Source organism: Paenibacillus sp. FSL K6-2859 (assembly GCF_038008265.1).
Lineage (GTDB): Bacteria > Bacillota > Bacilli > Paenibacillales > Paenibacillaceae > Paenibacillus_AQ > Paenibacillus_AQ nitricinens.
Window position 1 is genome coordinate 328,357 of record NZ_JBBOYU010000001.1, and the last position, 22,007, is coordinate 350,363.

Annotated in this window: 20 protein-coding genes; 12 read left to right on the plus strand and 8 right to left on the minus strand. The window is 45.9% G+C overall.

Annotated elements, in window-relative coordinates; all coding sequences use genetic code 11:
- Window positions 1-80: 80 nt before the first annotated feature.
- The 3 genes from MHB64_RS01510 to clpB all read left to right on the plus strand — a co-directional run bounded on the left by MHB64_RS01510 (window position 81) and on the right by clpB (window position 4,881).
- Window positions 81-548 (plus strand): Hsp20/alpha crystallin family protein, encoded by a 468-nt coding sequence (locus MHB64_RS01510; protein ID WP_341133563.1) that lies wholly within the window; start codon window positions 81-83, stop codon window positions 546-548.
- 175 nt (window positions 549-723) lie between these two features.
- Window positions 724-1,731 carry a DnaJ C-terminal domain-containing protein gene (locus MHB64_RS01515; RefSeq protein ID WP_341133564.1) on the plus strand — a complete coding sequence of 336 codons (1,008 nt, stop codon included), beginning with the start codon at window positions 724-726 and terminating at the stop codon, window positions 1,729-1,731.
- Between the two features lie 507 nt (window positions 1,732-2,238).
- The gene (gene clpB / locus MHB64_RS01520) at window positions 2,239-4,881 is read left to right on the plus strand and encodes an ATP-dependent chaperone ClpB (RefSeq protein WP_341133565.1); all 2,643 of its coding nucleotides are present in this window, start codon (window positions 2,239-2,241) and stop codon (window positions 4,879-4,881) included.
- Window positions 4,882-4,973: 92 nt separating this feature from the next.
- Here the strand turns inward: clpB and MHB64_RS01525 are convergent, their stop codons facing one another.
- Complete coding sequence (locus MHB64_RS01525) at window positions 4,974-6,614, minus strand: glycosyltransferase family 2 protein (protein WP_341133566.1); 1,641 nt, start codon at window positions 6,612-6,614, stop codon at window positions 4,974-4,976.
- Between the two features lie 334 nt (window positions 6,615-6,948).
- Here MHB64_RS01525 and MHB64_RS01530 point away from each other — a divergent pair, with 334 nt between their 5' ends.
- From MHB64_RS01530 to MHB64_RS01555, 6 genes are all read left to right on the plus strand, one after another.
- Window positions 6,949-8,565 carry an ABC transporter substrate-binding protein gene (locus MHB64_RS01530; RefSeq protein WP_094874207.1) on the plus strand — a complete coding sequence of 539 codons (1,617 nt, stop codon included), beginning with the start codon at window positions 6,949-6,951 and terminating at the stop codon, window positions 8,563-8,565.
- 69 nt (window positions 8,566-8,634) lie between these two features.
- On the plus strand, window positions 8,635-9,585 hold the full coding sequence (locus MHB64_RS01535) for an ABC transporter permease (RefSeq protein ID WP_094874208.1): 951 nt from the start codon (window positions 8,635-8,637) through the stop codon (window positions 9,583-9,585).
- Window positions 9,586-9,589: 4 nt separating this feature from the next.
- Window positions 9,590-10,435, plus strand: coding sequence for an ABC transporter permease (locus MHB64_RS01540; protein WP_094874209.1), 846 nt, complete (start codon window positions 9,590-9,592; stop codon window positions 10,433-10,435).
- Window positions 10,436-10,450: 15 nt separating this feature from the next.
- Window positions 10,451-11,470: an ABC transporter ATP-binding protein gene (locus tag MHB64_RS01545; RefSeq protein WP_341133567.1), complete on the plus strand. Its 1,020-nt coding sequence runs from the start codon at window positions 10,451-10,453 to the stop codon at window positions 11,468-11,470.
- The gene (locus tag MHB64_RS01550) at window positions 11,463-12,380 is read left to right on the plus strand and encodes an ABC transporter ATP-binding protein (protein ID WP_306440471.1); all 918 of its coding nucleotides are present in this window, start codon (window positions 11,463-11,465) and stop codon (window positions 12,378-12,380) included. Before MHB64_RS01545 ends, MHB64_RS01550 begins: the two co-directional genes overlap by 8 nt.
- Before the next feature lie 34 nt (window positions 12,381-12,414).
- Window positions 12,415-12,864 carry a hypothetical protein gene (locus MHB64_RS01555; protein WP_094877247.1) on the plus strand — a complete coding sequence of 150 codons (450 nt, stop codon included), beginning with the start codon at window positions 12,415-12,417 and terminating at the stop codon, window positions 12,862-12,864.
- 75 nt (window positions 12,865-12,939) lie between these two features.
- Here MHB64_RS01555 and MHB64_RS01560 read toward each other — a convergent pair whose 3' ends face one another.
- Genes MHB64_RS01560 through MHB64_RS01585 form a run of 6 tightly spaced genes read right to left on the minus strand, consistent with a single transcriptional unit; the run spans window position 12,940 to window position 18,135 of the window.
- Window positions 12,940-13,809, minus strand: a complete 870-nt coding sequence (locus MHB64_RS01560; RefSeq protein WP_094877248.1) for a metallophosphoesterase family protein — start codon at window positions 13,807-13,809, stop codon at window positions 12,940-12,942.
- A gap of 51 nt (window positions 13,810-13,860) precedes the next feature.
- The gene (locus tag MHB64_RS01565; protein WP_373455835.1) at window positions 13,861-14,202 is read right to left on the minus strand and encodes a DMT family transporter; all 342 of its coding nucleotides are present in this window, start codon (window positions 14,200-14,202) and stop codon (window positions 13,861-13,863) included.
- The gene (locus tag MHB64_RS01570) at window positions 14,202-14,987 is read right to left on the minus strand and encodes an HAD family hydrolase (RefSeq protein WP_341133568.1); all 786 of its coding nucleotides are present in this window, start codon (window positions 14,985-14,987) and stop codon (window positions 14,202-14,204) included. Before MHB64_RS01570 ends, MHB64_RS01565 begins: the two co-directional genes overlap by 1 nt.
- Window positions 14,988-15,002: 15 nt before the next feature.
- Complete coding sequence (locus MHB64_RS01575; RefSeq protein ID WP_094874223.1) at window positions 15,003-16,349, minus strand: ABC transporter substrate-binding protein; 1,347 nt, start codon at window positions 16,347-16,349, stop codon at window positions 15,003-15,005.
- A gap of 34 nt (window positions 16,350-16,383) precedes the next feature.
- Entirely contained in the window at window positions 16,384-17,229 is an 846-nt protein-coding gene (locus MHB64_RS01580) for a carbohydrate ABC transporter permease (protein WP_094877251.1), read from the minus strand.
- 24 nt (window positions 17,230-17,253) lie between these two features.
- Window positions 17,254-18,135, minus strand: a complete 882-nt coding sequence (locus MHB64_RS01585; protein ID WP_094874224.1) for a carbohydrate ABC transporter permease — start codon at window positions 18,133-18,135, stop codon at window positions 17,254-17,256.
- A 219-nt stretch (window positions 18,136-18,354) separates the two neighbouring features.
- On the opposite strand from MHB64_RS01585, the gene MHB64_RS01590 reads away from it, so the two are divergent.
- The 3 genes from MHB64_RS01590 (at window position 18,355) to MHB64_RS01600 (ending at window position 21,504) form a co-directional block, all read left to right on the plus strand.
- Window positions 18,355-18,912: a GbsR/MarR family transcriptional regulator gene (locus tag MHB64_RS01590; RefSeq protein WP_094874216.1), complete on the plus strand. Its 558-nt coding sequence runs from the start codon at window positions 18,355-18,357 to the stop codon at window positions 18,910-18,912.
- 208 nt (window positions 18,913-19,120) lie between these two features.
- Window positions 19,121-20,305 carry a polysaccharide deacetylase family protein gene (locus tag MHB64_RS01595; protein WP_094874217.1) on the plus strand — a complete coding sequence of 395 codons (1,185 nt, stop codon included), beginning with the start codon at window positions 19,121-19,123 and terminating at the stop codon, window positions 20,303-20,305.
- 167 nt (window positions 20,306-20,472) lie between these two features.
- Entirely contained in the window at window positions 20,473-21,504 is a 1,032-nt protein-coding gene (locus MHB64_RS01600; RefSeq protein ID WP_094874218.1) for an AI-2E family transporter, read from the plus strand.
- 107 nt (window positions 21,505-21,611) lie between these two features.
- Here the strand turns inward: MHB64_RS01600 and MHB64_RS01605 are convergent, their stop codons facing one another.
- Window positions 21,612-22,001: a hypothetical protein gene (locus tag MHB64_RS01605; protein ID WP_094874219.1), complete on the minus strand. Its 390-nt coding sequence runs from the start codon at window positions 21,999-22,001 to the stop codon at window positions 21,612-21,614.
- Window positions 22,002-22,007: the final 6 nt, after the last annotated feature.

A 22,007-nucleotide genomic window follows, 5' to 3' on the forward strand; every position in this document is an offset into this window, starting at 1 on the left:
GTTTTGTTATTCCTCTGATAGGGGACTATAATAAGGTCATAGGTCAAATAAAGTCAAAGTCAATGAGAGGAGAATGGATAATGTTTGATTTGGTTCCTTTTGGTAAACGTAGAGAGGATGCTTTTGGTATGCTGGCTAAGTCTTTAAATGATGTTTTTAATGATGATTTTTTTGCGCCGATCAAGAGCTCCACGATGTCCTTCAGAACGGATATTCGCGAGAGTGAGCAGGCTTACCTGATTGAAGCTGAACTTCCTGGCTTTAAAAAAGAAGAAATCGACATTGATTATGCCAGTCCTTACTTGACGATTAAAGCGGTGCGGAAGGAAGAGAATGCGGAGGAGAACAAGGAGCATCAAATTGTACGTAGAGAACGTCGATATGGTGAATATGTTCGCAGATTCTATGTTCAGGATATTGCAGTGGAAGAGATTCGCGCGTCTTTAAAAGACGGATTACTGAAGCTGGAGGTTCCAAAACAGCAAAAACCGCCAGGGAAACGCATTGAGATTCAAGATGGAGATTCTAGCGCTTCGCAGTCTGAATAAGCATAATTTAGACGGAATTAGTTTCCGTTCAGCATCTTAGAGATAGGCAGCGAGCTTTTAATATAAGGTTATGTATAGAAGGCGCATTGTAGTGGAGGATTCCGGCTATGGTGCGTCTTTTCTCGGAATCATACGATGAGTTGTATTTAATAAAGCGTTGAAAGGAGGAATCCGAGTGGCTAACAACAGCTATTATGATGCTTTGGGCGTGAGCAAAACAGCAACTAAACAGGAAATTAAAAAGGCTTATCAAAAGCTGGCCAAGAAGTGGCATCCCGATGTGAACAAAGCCCCTGAGGCAGAGGCGAAATTCAAAGAAGCAGCTGAAGCCTATGAAGTGCTGAGTAATGAGGAGAAACGCAAGCTTTACGATGAGGAGCTGCTTTATGGGGCTCAGCGTGGCAGAGGTGGTGGAGGTGCGTCGAACGGAGCCTCTTCGTGGGATTCAAACTTTGGTGGAAGCTGGGGCGGCGGAACTTATTCTGCAGGAGGTTCTGGTATTTCGGAGGAAGATTTGTTCGGAATGTTTTTTGGGAATCGGGGATCGGCGGATCGCGCTGGCTTTGATTTCTTTTCTAGTAGTGGTAGTGGGCGTTCGAACGGCAATCCATGGGGTGAGGCGCGCAGTAGGGCGCAGGCGCAGCTGGATATTACATTGGAGCAGGCCTATAAGGGAGCAACTGTAAGAGTGCAGATCGGTGATAAAACTGTGGACGTTCAAGTTCCGGCGGGATCTAGTGAAGGCACAATTTTAAAAATCGCAGGTAACACTCAGAATGGCATAGCTCCCGGTGGCGATATACTGCTGGCACTTCATATTCTTTCTCATGATATATACGAGCTTCGAGCTGGCGACTTATACGGCACGGTTGAAGTTGCTCCATGGCAAGCGGTATTAGGTGGAGAGGTGAAGGTTCCATTACCGGGTGGCGGTGCCGTGAAATTGAAGATTCCTGCAGGAATTCAAAGTGGTAAAACGCTGCGCATCCCGGGTAAAGGTTTGAAGCGAGAAAATGGTACGAACGGTGATATTTTATTTGGAATTGACATTGTTGTCCCTGAGCCAATCAGCGAAGCGGAGAAGGATTTGTACCGTAAACTGGCTGAATCCAGCCATTTCGAGGCTAGAGCTAAACGTCAAAGCGCTAGTGCGCAGCGCCCGAAGGCAAAAGTGGGTAATTAATTAGGTAGGTAGAGGTAGAAGTAAAGGTGATTTCGCGTGTTGGAGGTCAACTCAGGCTGGTGAATAGGGGAAATGGAATGCTAGTTGTAGAAAAGTAACTTGATTAGAAACTAACTATAGAAGAGACTTATGCTGAAACGAGTAGTGAAGGCACGTCGGGTAAAACAAAGGTAAAAATACCTTGGATCGCGTGGATTTCGGCTCGGTGAGCGAAAAGAAGAGCAAAAAAGCCACGGATTGCAACGAATGTGACTTAATGAGCGAAAAGAAAGGCAAAAATGCCTCGGATTGCGCCAAATGTGGCTCAATGAGCGAAAAGAAGAGCAAAAAAGCCACGGATTGCACCGAATGTGGCTCAATGTGCAAAAAGAAGAGCAAAAAAGCCACGGATTGCGCCAAATGCGGCCGATTCGCCCAAATGTACGGGATTAATCCCGCTAATCTAACCGATCCCGGTCCAAACGGCCGATCCCATATATCATTCTTAAATAGAAAGGTGAGAGAGCTATGGATTTCAATAAACTTACTCAAAAGCTGCAGGAAGCAGTGGCTGCGGCGCAGTCGCTTGCTTCAGACAGCGGTCATCAGGAGATCGATAATCTCCATCTGTTAAAAGCGTTACTCCAGCAGCAAGAAGGCTTACTGCCAAGACTGCTGCAAAAGATGAATGTACCCGTAGCTGAGATGCTGCGAAGCACGGATGAACTGCTTCAGCGTAAGCCAAGCATAAGCGGATCAGGGGCAAGCACGGTACGGCGTTATGCCTCGCAATCGCTGATTCATCTGCTGGAACAGGCGGAGAAAGAAGCAGCGAAAATGCAAGATGAGTTTGTTTCGGTAGAGCATGCAGTGCTGGCCATGGTGTCGGATTCGAGCAGGGAGAATCGAGAGCTGCGTGATCTTTTTGTCAGTCGTGGATTAACACGCGAGAAGCTGATGTCTATCCTTGCTGAGATTCGTGGGCATCAGCGTGTGACGAGTCGGGAGCCGGAGGCTACTTATGAGGTACTTGAGAAATACGGGCGTGATCTTGTAGCAGAGGTTCGCGCGGGCAAGATCGATCCCGTTATCGGACGAGACGCAGAGATACGCCGTGTGATCCGTATTCTGTCCCGTAAAACGAAGAATAACCCTGTCCTCATCGGTGAGCCAGGTGTAGGGAAAACTGCGATTGTAGAAGGCTTGGCTCACCGGATTGTACGCAAGGACGTGCCAGAGGGACTGAAGGATAAGACGATTTTCTCACTGGATATGAGTTCCCTTGTAGCAGGCGCGAAGTTCCGTGGTGAATTTGAAGAACGTCTGCAGGCGGTACTGAGGGAAGTTCGTGAAAGTAACGGCCGTATTATTCTGTTTATTGATGAGCTGCACACGATAGTAGGCGCAGGTAAAACCGAAGGCTCGATGGACGCGGGCAATATGCTGAAGCCGATGCTGGCCCGGGGTGAACTGCACTGTATCGGTGCCACAACGCTCGATGAATACCGCAAGTATATAGAGAAGGACCCTGCGCTGGAACGCCGTTTCCAACAGGTGCTGGTCAGCGAACCGGATGTTGAGGATACGATCTCGATTCTGCGTGGGTTAAAGGAACGTTTCGAAGTCCATCATGGAGTCAAAATCCATGACAGCGCCCTTGTCGCTGCTGGCGTTCTGTCTAACCGCTACATTACGGATCGTTTTTTGCCGGACAAAGCGATCGACTTAGTGGATGAAGCCTGCGCCATGATCCGGACGGAGATTGACTCCATGCCAGGTGAGATGGATGAAGTGACCCGCCGTCTGATGCAGATGGAGATTGAAGAAGCAGCGCTCAAAAAAGAAACGGATGACGCCAGCAAACGCCGTCTGGAAATCTTACAACGTGAACTCGCTGATCTCAAGGAGAAGCAGCTTGGGATGACTGCACGTTGGGAGAAGGAAAAATCAGCGATTCAAGGCATCCGGGACCTCAAAAAACGGTTGGAGCAAGCCCGCAAGGATTTGGTCGATGCACAGGAGGAATACGATCTGAATAAATCGGCGGAACTTAGCTATGGCATCATTCCTGATCTGGAGCGGCAATTGAAAGCAGCAGAAGAAGCGGCACAGCAGGATCAGGATACAAGATTATTGCGTGAAGCTGTAACCGAGGAGGAGATTGCAGATATTGTATCGCGCTGGACGGGTGTGCCGGTCAGCCGACTGGTTGAAGGCGAACGGGATAAGCTATTGCGTCTGGAAGATACGCTGCATGAACGAGTTGTGGGCCAAGATGAAGCGGTCAGCTTAGTGGCCGATGCTGTGCTCCGGGCTAGAGCAGGGATCAAAGATCCGAATCGACCAATCGGTTCCTTCCTGTTCCTCGGCCCGACTGGCGTAGGGAAGACGGAGCTGGCTAAATCGCTTGCAGTCTCTCTGTTTGATCGCGAAGATGGCATGATTCGTATTGATATGTCGGAGTATATGGAGAAGCACAGTGTTTCTCGCTTGGTCGGTGCACCTCCGGGATATGTCGGGTATGAGGAAGGTGGACAGCTCACAGAAGCCGTGCGGCGTCAGCCTTATACGGTTGTTCTGCTCGATGAAGTGGAGAAGGCGCACCCCGATGTATTTAATATTCTACTGCAGCTGCTTGATGATGGACGGCTGACCGATTCACAGGGCCGGATGGTCGACTTCAAGAACACGATCATTATCATGACCTCAAATATCGGTTCACCACATCTGATTCAAGGCACCGATGAGAAGGGTCAGCTTACGGAGGCTGCTAAGGACAGAGTGATGAAGGAACTGAGTGGTCAATTCCGTCCGGAGTTTCTGAACCGGGTTGACGATATTGTGATGTTCAAGCCGTTGACCCTGGGCGAGATCGAGAAAATCGTGGACAAACTGGTAGATGGATTACGTTTGCGCCTTGCTGAACGGGGGATTGGTCTTGAGTTAACTGAGCCGGCGGTACGTTTTATCGCTAAGGAAGGTTTTGATCCAGTGTATGGGGCGAGACCGCTGAAACGCTTCATCCAGCGTAGTCTGGAGACCCGTGTGGCACGTGCGATCATTGCTGGTGAAGCCGCAGAAGGTACAGTGATTCAAGTAGACGAATCCGGCGGCGAGCTGACGGTGAGCATAATCAAACCAGATGTCGATGAACCACAGCGTACTGAATAAGAGGAAGTTAGCAAAACGGATTGTACTATGTGAAAATAAAAGACGTCCACAAAGCCATTAAGGTTTTGTGGACGTCATTTTTATGATTACACTCACTCCACCCAAGGTATTAAATGAGGGTGTTCATCCAGAATGGACAGGTATTGCTCCTTCCAGCCGTATTGGCCATCGGGATCAAGGAGCATGTAACGCAGATATTTTTCTAAGCGGAACTCTGCCTTCGACCAACCGAGATGCTTGAGTCGCAAGTTGCTTAGCTGGTGGGGTAGCTCGAAGACATTCTCCGGGAATCGCCCACAGTGCTGTGGAGATTCGTTCCATACATAGTTGAAGTCTTCTTTATAACGAAGCAGAAAAGGACGATAGTTCATATGAGAGCGCCAGTAAATATCTTCTCTGTAATGAGTGGCGTTCCATAAATCGTAGAGACGGAAACAGAATAGATCGACCTCGTCAGCGTACAGCAAGGGTTCGATATTTGCCGCGAAACTTGCTTCAAAGATTTCGTCTGCATCCAGACTTAGAATCCACTCGGGCTTCGTCTTCAGAACCTCTTCCCATTGCTGCTTTCGCAGCTCGATTTCATTGCTGAATTTGGATATGGTATTGTGCACCAGATGAACGGGGATGCCTTCAAGTACCTCCAGGCAGATCGCTGCTGAATTATCGGTGCTGCCATCATCGATAATGACGGCCTCGTCGATGTATTTGCGATGCTCCTCCAGAACCTGTCGCAGAAAACGTCCACTTTCATTTTTCACAACCATGGTCAGGGTTAGCTTGGGCCGCTTTCTGGCTGGGGGGATTGTCTCTTTGGAACTTTCGTTGTTTGGATTGTTTGTGGTGGGTGTCTGCATTACTGATTCAGGTACTTCGTCCGTAGATGAATTGTTCCCAGTATCAGTGGCTTCAGCTTTGAGCTCCGTAGTTTCTTTGATGAAAGCCTCAGCTTTACTCAAATCACTGTCTCTATACAAGTGTAGCGCCGGATAATGGGTATCGACGAACAAGGGGATGCCAAGGGCTGCGGCACGAATGCAGAAATGACGGTCTTCCCCCCAGTATGAAATGTTGCGAATTTGATTATAGCTAACGCCGGCTTTTATCGCATGCTGACTAATCAATGTACAAGCCCCGAGTCCGCCTACCTCATAGATTCCTGGAATCCGCATCTTTGCTATGAATTCATGAAATCTGCGATTAATCTCCTCTGGTTGCAGTTTTTCACCGGGCAGTAGCTCCCATTGATTGTATTCGTCGTGCATCCATACCTGCGGCTGAAACATAGTCTCTGGCTGCCACTGCGTCCAGAACACCTCTGAAATAATATCCTTGTTCGTACCTATTAGATGTCTGAGGGTATCAGGATGGAGAATGAGATCAGAGTCAATAAGGAATAAATAATCATAGTTCAAGGTTTGAGCGCGGTTGATCATGAGATTCTTAAAATTGGCTACTTTCCAGACTAAATCGGTATTCCAGAAGTGGGTAGTATCATTGCGAATATACGCATCGTGAAAGCCGGAGCTCTGAAGATAAATATGATCACCCATACTTTTGAATTCCTGGAGCAGCCGACTAGATTCCTGACCATCATTATCATCAATTAGATGGAAATCCAGCTCGATATTGGCTACGTTCAGACGAAGCAGGGAATTCAGGAATTCTTTTAAAACCGTAGGCTTCTGGTGAATTGGACTGCCGATCAATACGCGAATCTTGTTTTCCGTCATTGCCGCCTCCTTGGGGAACGCCCCTCTTTCCTTGGATGATCCTTATGTTCTCAATATATTTACAGGAGAGCGGCAATAATCCTTATTTTTCAAAGTTCTGTAAAGTAAATGAGTGTTAGATATATTAATTCGTAACGATCTGCTGTACAATAACCGAATAATTAGATACAGATGACCAAATGAACAGCAAAGGATGAGCGCTATGGATAAATCACTGATCGATTCCCTCAATATTACATTAATGTGAAATGCTATCCATTGTAATTCCTAGTATTCCGATATACAATATAAAAAACACAAGCCACACAGAACATAGAATACGGGGGAGAAACTTATGCGTAAAGGATTATCTGGAGTTATTACTTTGGTTTTGTTAACATTTTTGATTAGCGCGTGCTCCGGAGGGAATAACGCTGCTTCCACAAATACAAATCAGACGCCTACGGCTACTGAAGGAACGACGGCAAGCACTGAACCAAAAGATGGCGGTAACTTGATTATTGGAGTCGCTGCTGATCCTGTTATTCTAAATCCGAACTATGCGGGTGACCGTGTCAGTCTTACAATTGACCAAGCACTCTATGCTCCACTGTTCCAAGTAAATGATGGTAAGAAGACCTTCTACTTGGCAGACAGCCTGACACTGTCAGAAGATAACCTGACTTATACTTTGAAGCTTAAAGATGGTCTTACATGGCATGACGGAGAAAAGCTTACTGCTGACGATGTCGTGTTCACGATTGATAGCATCCTCGATGAGAAGCAAAACAGCATGTTGAGAGCAAACTTATTCATCGGTGATAAACCCGTTAAGGCAGTTAAGGTGGATGATCTGACTGTAGAGTTCAAGCTTCCGCAGGTCAGCCCAGCTTTTGAAGCTACACTAGTGCAAGTATTTCCGATTCCAAAGCATATCTTTGAGAATGAGACGGATCTAGAGAAAAGCACCAAGAATGCTAATCCTGTTGGATCTGGACCATTTAAATTTAAAGAATATAAAGCGGGCGAATATGTTACACTCGAGAGATTTGATAACTACTTCGGCGGCAAGCCACATCTTGATTCTGTAACGTACCGGATTGCTAAAGATACGAATGCTGCGAATCTCGCACTTCAGAGTGGTGAGATCAACATTAAATATCTAGATCCGCAGGATGTTGGAACGATTGAAGCTTCGAACAATTTCGAGATCCTTCCTTATAGTGAAGGCCGATTGTCCTACCTGTTGTTTAATGCGAACAGCGATAGAGGCGCTCTTGCGAAAAAAGAAGTTCGTCAAGCCTTGTCTCTAGCACTAAACCGTGATGAAATCATTCAGGCTGCTTATACCTCTAGCGAATATGCTGACCCGGCGAAGTCATTCTTGACTCCGGATGCATTGTTCTATACTAATGACGTACCTTCTTTCGATAATGATGTGGAAAAAGCGAAGGAGCTTCTGAAGTCAGCTGGAGTTAGCGATCTGAAATTGAGATTGATTGTATCGAGCGGAAATAAAGCTCAGGAAGCCATTTCACTATACGTGCAGCAAAAGCTAAAGGCCATTGGCGCTGAAGTTGAACTGCAAAATATGGATGCCTCGGCATATGGTCAGAAGTTCAGTGATATGAATTCAACAGATTTTGAACTTGCAATTGCAGGTTATATTATGGGTTACGATCCTGACGCTTACAGAATTTTGTATACTTCTACTGCTGATTCCAACTACTCGCATTATAATAATGCTGAGGTTGATAAGTTGTTCAATGAAGGTGCAGGAGAAGCAGATGTGACTAAACGTGGTGAGATCTATAAGAAGATCCAAGAAATCATTGCAGACGATGCACCGATTTATCCAATCGCTAATACTAAGACTATTGTAGCTGTCTCCAAGAACTACGGCGGTCTTGAAGAAGCAGTCTTGAAGCCTGTCGTTATTTTTGAAGATTTATCGAAAATCTACCTTAAATAAAAACGGGAAAAAGTAAGCTGGGTTATCCAGCTTACTTTTTTACCGATATAGAACTGGGAGAATAAACGTATGAGACAACTTATCGTCCGAAGATTACTGCAAACCCTGCCGATGTTGTTTTTTGTTTCGGTTGTGTGCTTTGCGATGATTAAGCTGGCTCCGGGGGATCCGGTATTATCCTTCGTTACGCCGAATATGCACGCGGATGATATTGAACGCATCCGGCATAACCTTGGGCTGGATAAGCCAGCCTACATTCAATATTTTATATGGATCAAAGAAGTACTGCAGGGGAATTTCGGTTATTCCCTTGTGAATCATCAGCCCGTATTAGATCAAATTCTAGAACGTCTGCCTGCAACAGCAGGTTTGATGGGTTCGGCAATTGCGCTTGCTGTCTTGCTGGCGATCCCGATGGGACTGCTTGCTGGAGCAAATCGGAATCGTTGGGTGGATAAGCTGATTAATTTTATTTCCTATATCGGAATTTCTGTGCCTTTGTTCTGGCTCGCGATTTTATTGATGTATTTATTCGCAATTAAGCTGCACTTGCTGCCCATTATGGGGATGCGTACGATTGGTGTAGAATCGGCGGTTGATGTGTTAAAGCATGGGATTTTGCCTTGTACGGTCCTTGCCTTTGGATTCTTGGCTAGCTATGTACGATATATCCGTTCCAGTACGATTGGACAGCTTAAAGAGGAATATGTACAAATTCAGTATGCCTTTGGATCGAACAAAACCACCATCTTGTTCCGTCATGTAATGAAGCATGTGCTGCTTCCGGTGATTACATTGCTCGGGATGTCTATGGGCGATCTAGTAGCGGGTGCAATCGTGACGGAGACCGTATTTTCTTGGCCGGGAATTGGGTCCTTGGGGATGACTGCGGTTAAAGGGATGGATTACCCGGTAATTATGGGGATTACGCTGTTCTCTTCTTTAATGCTGATCATCGGCAACTTGGTCGCAGATATTCTATATAGCTTCGTGGACCCACGAATTAAATTAACGAGGTGACCTCATGAATCGCAGTAAATGGAAAAGTGTTGGAGATGAGCTATTTACGAACAAATTAGGCGCCCTTGCCCTCATTACTTTAATCATCTTCACACTAGGCTCTATATTCGCTTTTTTATCTGGACATGATCCGAATGCGATGGATGTTCTGGCACGTCTGAAAGCACCGGGAGCCGATCACTGGTTCGGGACGGATGACTATGGCCGGGATTATTTTGCCCGCGCATTGTATGGTGGCCGGGTATCTCTATTAGTTGGTTTTGCTTCAATGATCATTGCCACTGGCATTGGTGTGACGGTGGGGGTAATCAGTGGATATTTTGGCGGGTGGATTGATAATCTATTGATGCGGATGCTTGATGTAGTAATGTCCATTCCGTCTTTCCTGGTTCTGCTGCTGCTCAGCGTATTTCTGAAGCCAAGTGTAGGAAACATCATTATCATCATTGCACTATTAATGTGGATGAACATTTCCCGTGTGATTCGAGCGGAGACGATGACGATTAAAGAACGGGAATATGTACTTTATGCAAAAGCCTCCGGCCAGAGCAATTTTGGAATTATCTGGCGTCATATTCTTCCGGGGCTAGTGCCGGTTGTGATTGTAGGGGCGACGAATAGCATCGCTTCGGCGATTATGATGGAGTCCTCCTTAAGTTTCCTTGGGTTTGGGGTGCAGCCACCGAATGCTACATGGGGCAGTATGCTAAATAACGCGCAGGGCTATATTGCTCAAGCGCCTTATCTGGCTTTATTCCCTGGGTTATTGATTCTATTAACGGTATTGAGCTTTAATGTTCTGGGCGATATTTTGCGGGTTGGCTTTGAACCAAAGCTGATCCGAAGATAGGAGTGTGAAGACATCATGACAGAACGGCTATTGTCTGTTGAGGATTTGAAGGTTTCCTTCCAAACCCGAGACGGAGAGAATCAAGCAGTTCGTGGCGTTAGCTTTCATATAAATGCTGGAGAAACCGTAGGGATTGTTGGTGAATCCGGAAGCGGGAAGAGTGTAACTGCGAAGGCGATTATGTCGTTAATTACACCTCCAGGTAAAATTATCGGTGGAAATATTCAATTTCGTGGTGAGAATTTATCTAATCTTTCGGAAAAAGAGTGGAGAAAGCTGCGCGGTAACCGCATAGCAATGGTGTTTCAGGACCCTATGACCTCTCTTAATCCTGTAAAAAAAATCGGCCAGCAGCTTACGGAAGTCATCCGTCGGCATCGGGGTTTAAATAAGCAAGAAGCGCTTAAAGAGGCGGCAAGCATCCTGCGTCAGGTAGGGATTAATAATCCTGAACAGCGTCTACAGCAATATCCGCATGAATTCAGCGGCGGGATGCGCCAGCGGGTCATGATCGCCATGGCTCTTTCTTGTAAGCCAGAGCTATTGATTGCGGATGAGCCGACGACTGCGCTCGATGTAACGATACAGGCGCAAATTCTCGATCTTTTTAAAGAGTTGAAAAATAATACTAGTACAGCCGTAGCGCTGATTACCCATGACTTGGGTGTGGTCGCTCAGGTATGTACACGGGTTATCGTAATGTATGGTGGACTCGTGATGGAGGAAGGTACGGTAGAGGATATCTTTTATCGCCCACAGCATCCTTACACGAAAGGTCTGCTACGTTCGATTCCAAAACGCGAAGGCAAATCGCGGGAACGTCTGATTCCTATCGAAGGTACACCTCCGGATTTGTTGAATCCTCCTTCGGGCTGCCCATTTATGGAACGTTGCCCTAATGCTTTTGCCCGTTGCAGTGAACGTCCTCCGGTTATCGAATTATCGCCCGGTCACCGTTCAATGTGCTGGCTAGCAGACGGTATGCAGGAGACTCCAGCCGTAGCTGGTGTTGAAGGGAGCGGTTCGGTTGAGTGAGAATAAGATTCTAGTGGACGTAAATAATCTGAAAAAACATTTCTCCAAAGGCAAGGATATGTGGGGACGCGATACCTCTGTGCTTAAGGCGGTAGATGGCGTAAGCTTTCAGATACGCCAAGGTGAAACCTTTGGGCTGGTTGGAGAGTCAGGAAGCGGAAAGTCCACAGTTGGGCGCTGCTTGCTGCGATTATATGATTATACAGATGGTGAAGTGTCTTTTGACGGGCAGCCGCTCAGCAAGCTTGGAGAGAAGCAGCTAAAGCCTTTTCGCAGACGCATTCAGTCGATCTTTCAAGATCCCTATTCATCACTCAATCCAAGTCTGAATGTACTTGATCTGATCAGTGAGCCTATGAAGATCCACGGCATCCACGAAGGTGACGAACGAAAAGAGGCTGTTGCGGCACTGCTGGAGAAGGTGGGTTTGAAAAGAGAACATCTGTACCGTTTCCCGCATGAATTCAGCGGCGGGCAACGCCAGCGGATTTCGATTGCCAGAGCCTTGTCTGTAAAACCGGAATTTGTCGTATGTGATGAACCGATTTCAGCACTGGACGTATCTGTTCAGGCTCAGGTAGTGAATATGCTGGAGGATTTGCAGTCCGAATTCGGGTTGACCTATCTTTTTGTCGCACATGATCTATCGATGGTACGGCATATTTCAGACCGGATCGGTGTGATGTATGGCGGTCGTCTAGTAGAGGTAGCTGAAAGTGATGAACTGTACGAGAATCCTATTCATCCTTATACGAAGGCACTGCTGTCTTCGATTTTGGAGACGGACCCTAGACGCGCTAATCAAAGAATTATTCTAGATGGATATTCGCAAGAGTACGGCAGGGCTGAGACTTCTACACTTCAGGAAATAAGTCCGGGCCATTATGTTGCTTATGATTTCATGGAATAAGTAGACTCTATATACAGGTAGGGGAGGAATCAGGATGTCAGACAATTTGAACACAGTAAAGTTATCCCAGTGGGATGCTTTATTAATAGAATCACTTCGCGCCTTGGGCTGGTCCAATGAGGATATTATTCGTAAAGTAGCGGAGGGCGACTTGCCCGTTGACGAGAGTGAATACGAGTTTGATTATAAACAGCTGAGCACATTGCAGTCGGAGCAGCCGGAGCTGTTCGAGCAAGCGGTGAAGACAGGCTACCAGATCAAATACAACACGATTCGTGGCATTCGCAGCTGGATTTGGGTAGCTCTGGGCAAAGAGGCAGTTCTGGAGCTTGAAGAGGGCAAGGAAGCGGTTGAGGCGACTTTGACCGTGGCTGAAAAGGGACGTTTGGCATCGGTGTTATCCTTTGGTTGGCAGATTGAAGGCGAGACGAATGCTGCAGATGAAGATATAGCGGTTTACCGGGTTGCCCCGATTGGACGCTAAGCTAAATAACTACAGCAAAAAAAACGATTGATGCGTGGGAGGACTCCTTGTGCACAATCGTTTTTTTATTGAAAATTATATTACGTTTACCGCTGGATAAGCTACCTCATATTGTGCAGCTTCAATCCAGGTTCCTGTTTTGAAATCTCTGCCCCGGACAAGCACTTTATCTCTATACACTTCCACATAAAAGCCTTGGCTGCCTGTCTTATGCTTATCTTCATTCGTCCAAAGGTAGGCGACAGAAGCAGCATTAAACATCGTGGCGATTTCTCCTTGGCCAGGGAACATAGTGTTGTCCACCTCCAGCTCCCAATGGGTATGTCCAGTGAATAACAGGGCCTGAGGGTATCTTGAAAGAATCGCTTTTAATTCCTTATCTTGTGTAACGCCGTACCAATCTTGTGATTCCAGCGATCCAGCTACGGTGTCTTTAAGTGGTTGGTGCAGGAACAGAAAGATCGGTTGATCAGGCGAAGATTGCTCTTCGAGCTTATGATCCAGCCAATCCAGCTGTGCAGAGGAAAGATCACAGAATTTGAGCAAGCCTTGTTCTGTCCCTAGAAAAATAAAGTGATAACCATTGATCCAGTGATCATGATAAGGCCCAGACATGCCAGTCTGCGAAGTATACATCCCTAAGCGTGACTCCCAATTTCCAAGGGCTACATCATGGTTCCCTAAGGTAAAGGTAATATTGGGCAAGTCAGCTTTGTACGGATGGAGAATACGAAGCATTTCTTCGTATTCCGCAGGGAATCCGTGGTCTGTGACATCACCGATATGCATAATCCCGCTACTGCCTTCTCCATGCGCTGCTATATCACGGAGTGCCAGCTCAAAGTTAAGATTGTACTCATGATTTCGGTCAGCGGTGACATGGGTATCCGTGATGATTTGAAAGGTGACAACAGGTTTTTCCTCAGGTGTGATGTTCGTACTCATGTTTAGGCATCCTCCTTGATCTATGAACCTATGAAATATTGTTGCTGTTCGCTAATGTGTCTTGCCGCTAATGTTCAGCCCTATGATCCCGGTAATGATAACGGCTATCCATAGCAGGGAGGATAGGGTTAGCTTTTCATCGAAAAAGAGGGCCCCTATGAAGGATATCAGGATAATTCCCGCCCCTGACCATATCGCATAAGCAACGCCTACCTTAATAGAGGTAAGGGCATAATTCAGAGAGGTGAAGCTGGCTCCATAGAACAGGAACATGAGCACGGAAGGCCAGAGCTGCGTGAACCCTTGAGATATTTTCATCGAGATGGTCCCTGAGAGCTCGAACACAATAGCTAGCGTCAGAAACATCCATGCCCATATTCCTTCTATTTTCACTAGGGAGTAACCTCGATTCTAAGCTCGGCATAAGATCTCACAATGAGATCTGCATCCGGGAGAATATGCGACGAAGCAATAATGTCTTCATTTTCAGAGATTCCTATGGCTAACTGTACGCCCGCTACTTTAGCCATTCGCATATCCCCATTAGTATCACCGATAACTGCTGTGTGCGCAGGTTCTACGGCCAACCTTTCGCAGGCCAGTCGCACCATGTCAGGGAAAGGTTTACCCTGATCCACGAGGTCTGTTCCAATGACCTCAGAGAAATAGTGCCTTATACCGAGCCATTGAAGATGTTTCTCTGCGGCATCTGTTTCATCAGCGGTCACCACAGCGAGAGGGAGGCCTGCACTCACACACTCATCAAGAAAACGATGAAGTCCGGGAAGCGAGTGAACAGGGCGTTTCTCTTCCAGCATAACATCCGCTTCCAGACGGCACTGATGAACAAGCTCCATGGACTCCGCCCAAGATAAACCTTGCAGATAACCTTGCCAAGACAGGATGGCATAGAGATCACTCATAGTTCCCATAGCCAGCGGTCCGTTGCGATCATAATCGGTAATGCTCCCCTGGGTATTGTGTACCGTTCCCATTAGTGCAGGGAGCTGTTCTTCTGTAATCTTTAGTCCTTTTTGCTTCATATACTCTGTGAATCTCTCTAAAAAATATTCGCCCCAGCTGCCCCAGAGGGATACGAACTGGAGCAGCGTACCATCCTTATCGAATAGAATAGCGGCTACAGCGTATCTGCCTTGTGGAGTGATGAGCTCAGACATAAAGTCCACCGCCCTTTATTTTAATTTATCAAGTGCTGCTTGCGCCGTTTCTTGCGCTTCCTTTAGTGCTTGTGCGGCAGGGATATTCTCAATTTGTACCTTATCTGCGGCGATTTTCAGTGCATCGTTGATTTTGCCGCCAGTTGGGTCTTGGAAGGGTGCAGAACCATGAGACGCTTGCATCAACGGAACCTTAATCTGTGGATTGCTTTCGCTGAACGACACAAACGCCGGGTCTTGCAAAGCGGATTGGCGTACCGAAATATAACCCGTATTAATCGACCAGAAGGCAGTATTCTCAGCACCCGTGAAATAGGTTAGCCATTTCATAGCAGCTTCCTTCTCGCTGTCGCTAGCTTTGGATAAAATTCCGGCCATCAATGCTTGGGCTACCGGTTTTCCCTCGCCAACCCCTGCCCAGCCTGGCTGCTCCATAGCTGATACAATGCTGAAGTCCAAGTCGCCCTGATCGCCACTGGAGCCGGTGTAACCTGCGGATTGACCCTTCATAACATCGTCAATTGTCTTGTACCAATACTCCCAGCCTTGGCCCCCAGAATGAATCCGCATGATCTTATCCTCGTGAATCCACTTGCGGAACAAATCCCAGGTTTCGATCCACTCTTTGGAGTCGATCATGACCTGTTTCCCATCTTCACTAAGGATAGTGCCTCCTTTGCTGAGCACAGCATCAATCATGTTCTCTGGACCCCACATCGGCTCCCAACCGTAGAAAGTGGTTTTACCACCGTCCTTCACGGTCATTTTCTCAGCTGCAGCAGCTAGGTCTTCCCAAGTCTTTAGAGTGCTCGCATCAATGCCATTCTTCTCAAAAGTATCTTTACGATAGTACATAACCTGCGTCGTTCCATACATCGGCAGGAAATATTGCTTGCCATCGATTTGGCCCTGATTTAGAAAGGTTTGGACAAAATCCTCTTTATTAAAATCTGGCTGCAATGCCATAAGCTCATCTATCGGAGCGAAATATCCTTTGCGGGCCCAATCTACATTGGAGGAGAGAGCAGCAGCGGGCACTTTTCCTGTAGCAATCGCCGCTTGCAGCTTCTGCTCGGTTTCAGTGTAGTCTGCCTGCGCGATACCTTTGACAATGACCTCTTGCTGAGAGGCGTTGAATTTCTGAATCAGTGCCTCCATATTCTCACCAAGCTTGCCGCCGAGACCATACCAAAATTCGATTGTTACCGGTGCCTTTTGTGTGGGTGCAGCCTCTGTGGAGGGGGCGGAAGAAGCTCCATTCGCCGCTGTAACATTGCCCGTATTCGTATTCCCTCCGCAAGCTGTTAACATTGTAAATCCGGCAACCAAAGATAGGGCGGACAGTCTCTTCAATACGTTCATCATCATTCTCCTCTTATAAAATAGAATTGTTAACTTATCCTTTGCTGGAACCAGCGGTCATGTTGACGCTTTGCATGATCGTTTTCTGAGCTAATAGAAATACAAGCAGCAACGGGGCGATGGTGAATGCACTAGCGGCCATGATCAGCGGCCATTTCAATCCGTAAGCACCTCCTTGAGTGAAGAAACTACGCAGACCGGCCGAGACCAGCTGTAGATTAGGATCTTTGGTGATAAGCATTGGCCAGAAATAGTTATTGTACTGATCAATGAAGGTGATCAGGGCTAGCACTGCAAAGGAAGAACGTGTAATGGGGACAAGAATGGTCCAGAGAATCCGCATATGCGAGGAACCATCTACTTCTCCAGCCTCCACCAGCTCATGGGGAACCTGAAGGAAGGCTTGCCGAATTAGAAAGATGGAGAAGACACTTACACAGTTAGATAGAATCAACCCGGCATATGAATCCAGTAAGTGAAGCTGGGATAATACCAAATATCCGGGAAGATAAACGGCGGTGGCAGGAACCATATAGCCGAAAAGGATAACCCCCGCGAACAGCCCTCTGAAGCGGAATTTCATATGCGTAAGCGCATAAGCCATCATTCCGGAATTTATCACCTGCAAAATAACAATCGACACGGCGACAAATACGCTATTGCCCATATATCTGAAGAAAGGGGCTTCGTGCCAGGCGGCTGAAAAGTTACTCCACAGCGGCTCTTTCGGCCAGATCGTGGGTGGAGACTGCCAGATTTCATCATTGGTTTTTAAGGCGCTGGTGACCATCCAATAGAAGGGGAAGGCCATGATCAGTGCAATAGCTGCAAAAAATAGATGGCGGGCCAGTGTGCCCACGCGTACGATCGTTGCATTCATCAGTCGTTCTCCTTTCAGCAGTTGTTATTGATAATGGGTTGTCCGTTTACTAACCTCTAGTGAGACTACGGAGAGCAGCATGCATATAAATACCAGAACCATTGCGACACTTGAGGCTTCTCCAATCTGAAAAGCTTCAAAGGCAGACTGATAATACATATAGAGCAAAGTGCGCGTTGAACCCGACGGTCCGCCTTGTGTGAGTACGTTAATCTGGTCGTAAGCCTGTAATGCCCCGATGATCTGTACGATGAACAGAAACAGTGTCGTTGGCGAGATTAGCGGTAAAATAATGCGAATGAATTTCTGAACAACATTTGCTCCATCCAGTTCAGCAGCTTCCAGCAGATCAGAAGGAACATTACGGAGTGCCACCAAGTAAAAAATCATTGCCCAACCGACCGATTTCCATATGGTCACGAGCAGAACGCCGAGCAGCGCCCATTTCGGGTCTTGAAGCCAACCGATTTTTTCTAGACCTAAGAAATCAAGTACGGTATTGGCCAAGCCAATTTCCGGTTCATAAATCCAGGACCAAACAATCGATACCGCCACTGTCGGCGTGACCCAAGGGGAGAAAAGCAGCACCTGATAGAGAGTGGAGCCTTTCAGTCTCCCGTTCATCAGGAGTGCTAGTCCTAGTCCGATCAGAATAACGGGCAGTACACTTCCCGCACAGAATAACAGGGTTACTCTTAGTGCTTTATAGAAGGCAGGGTTGCTGAACAGATCCAGGTAGTTGGTTAGTCCGACAAAGGTTTTCTCAGGGCTCATGAAGTCCCATTCATTAAAGCTGAGATAAAATACATAAAGTAATGGCGCAAGCCAAAATACAACGAATGGAATCATTGCCGGCAAGGTAAAGAGCACCGGTTTCAACTCACCTATAAATCTTGAGCGTTTCATATTTCTGTCGATACCCCATTCCATCTTCTGTTTTTTGCGGTATAATTCTGAGGAAAGCTCCTCCGTTCAAAAAAAATTGTACACTCATATGGCGGCTACGTGGTCAAGCGGGCGTAAAGATCGATGCGAGATTATGTAAAAATTTAAGAGATTAGCGAAAGTACTTGCTATTTTGTGTAAAATAAAAGGACAGATTCTAAGTGGAATGAAGGTGCAGCTATGAAACAGGTAGCCTATGGTGAAGAGAATAGAGACTTATCTCCACGTGAGCAGCTACTGCGTCCGATGATCGATGCGATTGCTCAGACGATGGACTTATATGGTGCCAATTACTCATTTGGGCAGCTTTATGGGATTATGTTCTTTGAAGACCGGCCGATGACGCTTGAAGAAATGAAGAAAGTGATGAATATGAGCAAGAGTAATATGAGCTATGGAGTTCGTTCTTTGATGGCTTCCAAGATGGTCACCAAGCTGGAGGAGAAGCAGGATCGAAAGGATCTGTATGCAGTGGAAACGGATTTCTTTCAGACTTTTAAGAACTTTTTCGGGATGAAGCTTCAGCGGGAGATTGATGTCATGAGGCATGCTTTGGATATGGTTATTCCTGAGCTGGAGGGATTGGTTCAAGCTGTGGATACATCGGAGGAAGAGCGGCAATTCTGTCTGAAGGATCTGGAAAAGCTGGAGCATGCCGTTCAGTATTATCATTGGCTGCAGCAGTTTGTGGACGAGCTTGGCGAAGAGAATTACTTTGCAGACAAGAATAGGCCTTAGACTGTCTATAATTACATATAGATGTATATAATTATTTATAGATCTCCATTTGCAGGAGGTGTTCCTCAAGCCAGTTCGGGCTTAAGGTTCGCCTCCTATTTTTATTGTATGAACCCAAATAAAAAGAAAATGTAACCAAAAGTAGGTGGAACTGTCACCGAATATGTAGTTACATAGTGAATAAGAAATCATTTTAAGGAGATTCAAAGTGCATACGAAAAAATATATGATTCTTTTAGTCATCGTTCTGCTAATAAGCCTCGCTGCTATTATCAATAATCAACGTGAGTCTTCTGCAGTTACTATAAATGTGAACGGTCAAATCATTAAGACGGTAGCTACATACCCGGCCTCGCCTGATGAGCTTATGATTCCCAAGGCTGTTGCCGAACAGGCGCTTAATATGCGTATCGACTGGCAGAAGCAGGGACCACTTCCGAAAGGCATTTACTACAGAGACAATGTAGTTGTGCTGATGTACCATCATCTTTCAGAGAAGCCGATGCCACAGTTTCCCTGGATATTATCGGTTGATCGGTTTGAGGATCAAATGAAGCTGCTGAAGGAAGAAGGCTTTCATGTGATTACGATGGAACAATATCGAGCATTTATGCTGAATAATGGCTCGGTTCCAGATAATGCGGTGCTGCTGACTTTTGATGATGGATATGAGAGCTTCTATGAGTTTGCCTTTCCCATCTTAAAAAAATATGGTTATACGGCAGTTAATTTCGTTATCGTGTCTACGATCGATCACCCCAATCCGAACAGTGTGCCGAAGCTTACCTGGGAACAGATGCGGGAAATGAAGCGGAACGGGATGGGATTCTATAGTCACACGTATGACTTACACCATTATGGTATCGTGGATGCTGAAGGTGGGGAGCGGCCAGCGGCCAGTGCCTTATTATATATCGACGATGAGAACAGAAATGAAATGAATACGGAGTACTACAACAGAGTTACTCGTGATTTGGCCAAGGCAGAGCAAAGGCTGAAGGAAGAGCTGGGGAATACCGATTCAGCGATTGCCTTTCCTTATGGATCTTACAATGACCGATTGCTATCCGCCTGTGACTCACTCGGAATTACGCTGACTTTTAAAATTCAGGATGGGATCAATGCGAGAACAGACCGGAACGCCTCTCGAATCAACGGGGGAAGTCAGAATCTAACCGCAATCCAAACCCTTGAGCAGATTAAACATGTAGATTCGCCCATGGAATTAACCCTGAATAACCAAAGAGTAGCTCTGATAGGAAGTGCGCCCGAAATGAGGAAAGGGACCTTGATGGTTCCATTTATACAATTATGCAAAGATCTACATATTGATCTCAACTATGATCAGAAGAGTCGGATCGTTAATTTATTACACACCACTGGGGGAATATAAAAGGCTGAGGAACTGTATGGAATGGATGTCATCTACCCTTATGTTCCTTAGGAGTTTACAAAAAGTGAGAAATTTCGCCAATTTAGGCGAATCACTAGTTGCTATAAGTGAATTCCTTACTGTAGACTATAAAAGAGTACTAATTGGTAGGCGAATGGAGAGAACTGATGGAAGTATTTAAGCGTTATTACGCGAATTTAACGGTCCGGCGTTTTTTTATTTTGGGTCTTGTTGCCCTGCTGCTATTCAGTATTAGAGATATGCTCAATTTAGTACTGTTAACATTTTTGATTGCTTATGTAATGAATAGCTTTCAAGTGCTGCTTACGAAGCGGATCAATAAATATGTGGCAGTCAACAGTAAGGTCATTATTGTTATTCTGTATTTAGCTCTGATTGCGCTGATCGTAGTGACCTTAGTGAATTATTTACCGAAGGTCTTTACGCAGATTAAGCAGTTAACAAATTTTCTAACCAGTTTAACCCCTGCAAACATTCCGCAGAACGATATTGTGCAGTATTTATTTGCCCAGCTTAAGGATTTGAACTACCAGTCTTATGTGAAAGATGGTCTTGAATACGTCCTGAAAATAAGTAATTGGGGCACCAGCTTCGTATTATCTACTATTCTGAGCTTTGTCTTTATTCTTGAGAAGAACAGAATTGTCAATTTTACTACACGTCTTAAAGATAGCAAGATCTCCTGGTTCTATGTTGAGCTTGAGTATTTCGGTAGAAAATTCATCTCATCTTTTGGTAAAGTGATCGAAGCGCAAATACTGATCGCGCTGTTTAATACATGCTTTACGGTGATTGGACTCTGGATCTTAGGTTTTCCTTATCTATTCGCCTTGTCGATCATGATCTTCCTGCTTAGTCTGATACCAGTGGTAGGCTTTGTAATTTCACTAATTCCGCTGTGTATTATTGGCTACAATATTGGTGGTCTGGCTATGACGATCTATGTACTCGTTATGATTGCTGTACTACATTTTGTTGAAGGCTACTTCTTGAATCCTAAGCTGATGTCATCCAAAATGAACCTGCCGATGTTCTACACCTTTATCGTTCTGTTATTCTCTGAGCATTATTTGGGTGTATGGGGTCTAATTCTCGGTATTCCAATTTTTGTGTTCTTCCTGGATATACTGGAGATCAATAGAGACAGCAAGATAGAAATTAAGAATTCAATTAAATAGCTCTGAATATAAGAAGAGGGTGATCCGATAGCCATTAAATGGCTATCGGATCACCCTCTTTATGGTTGGCGCGGAGCAATGTTGTACGGCCACTGTATGTATCTTTGTTAGCCGAAAGAAGTGAGAACGCTCTCCGTAACGATGTCCCTCAGCTCGGCTGTATGTGCTGCATACTGCTCGGCTGTAATGCTTCCGGAAGCTAGCCTTGAATCTAGCTGTTCTGTTAGCTGTGCTACCTGTAGATTGATCACATCTTCAATATCTGTGTTTTGCTCTGAGGCAATATCTTGAAGTGACTTGCCATCATATAAGGCATCGTACAGATCTTCATCTGTAGGTTGGTTAAGGGCTTTCAATAATAATTCGTCTGGATCTGCAGCTTTTACAGTGGACCATTGGGCAGGCGAACTCGCGCTTGCAGTAAGGCTACTCCAAGCATTTCCGAAAGACATCACTATAACTACGGTTCCTACTATAATCACTCTTTTTATATCCATTAGAGT

Coding starts and splice junctions, on each gene's coding strand:
- MHB64_RS01530 (WP_094874207.1), top strand. CDS start 6,949: ATGCGTAAAGGATTATCTGGAGTTATTACTTTGGTTTTGTTAACATTT.
- clpB (WP_341133565.1), top strand. CDS start 2,239: ATGGATTTCAATAAACTTACTCAAAAGCTGCAGGAAGCAGTGGCTGCG.
- MHB64_RS01575 (WP_094874223.1), bottom strand. CDS start 16,349: ATGAACGTATTGAAGAGACTGTCCGCCCTATCTTTGGTTGCCGGATTT.
- MHB64_RS01590 (WP_094874216.1), top strand. CDS start 18,355: ATGAAACAGGTAGCCTATGGTGAAGAGAATAGAGACTTATCTCCACGT.
- MHB64_RS01535 (WP_094874208.1), top strand. CDS start 8,635: ATGAGACAACTTATCGTCCGAAGATTACTGCAAACCCTGCCGATGTTG.
- MHB64_RS01560 (WP_094877248.1), bottom strand. CDS start 13,809: ATGAGTACGAACATCACACCTGAGGAAAAACCTGTTGTCACCTTTCAA.
- MHB64_RS01545 (WP_341133567.1), top strand. CDS start 10,451: ATGACAGAACGGCTATTGTCTGTTGAGGATTTGAAGGTTTCCTTCCAA.
- MHB64_RS01600 (WP_094874218.1), top strand. CDS start 20,473: ATGGAAGTATTTAAGCGTTATTACGCGAATTTAACGGTCCGGCGTTTT.
- MHB64_RS01570 (WP_341133568.1), bottom strand. CDS start 14,987: ATGTCTGAGCTCATCACTCCACAAGGCAGATACGCTGTAGCCGCTATT.
- MHB64_RS01580 (WP_094877251.1), bottom strand. CDS start 17,229: ATGAATGCAACGATCGTACGCGTGGGCACACTGGCCCGCCATCTATTT.
- MHB64_RS01510 (WP_341133563.1), top strand. CDS start 81: ATGTTTGATTTGGTTCCTTTTGGTAAACGTAGAGAGGATGCTTTTGGT.
- MHB64_RS01555 (WP_094877247.1), top strand. CDS start 12,415: ATGTCAGACAATTTGAACACAGTAAAGTTATCCCAGTGGGATGCTTTA.
- MHB64_RS01605 (WP_094874219.1), bottom strand. CDS start 22,001: ATGGATATAAAAAGAGTGATTATAGTAGGAACCGTAGTTATAGTGATG.
- MHB64_RS01525 (WP_341133566.1), bottom strand. CDS start 6,614: ATGACGGAAAACAAGATTCGCGTATTGATCGGCAGTCCAATTCACCAG.
- MHB64_RS01540 (WP_094874209.1), top strand. CDS start 9,590: ATGAATCGCAGTAAATGGAAAAGTGTTGGAGATGAGCTATTTACGAAC.
- MHB64_RS01585 (WP_094874224.1), bottom strand. CDS start 18,135: ATGAAACGCTCAAGATTTATAGGTGAGTTGAAACCGGTGCTCTTTACC.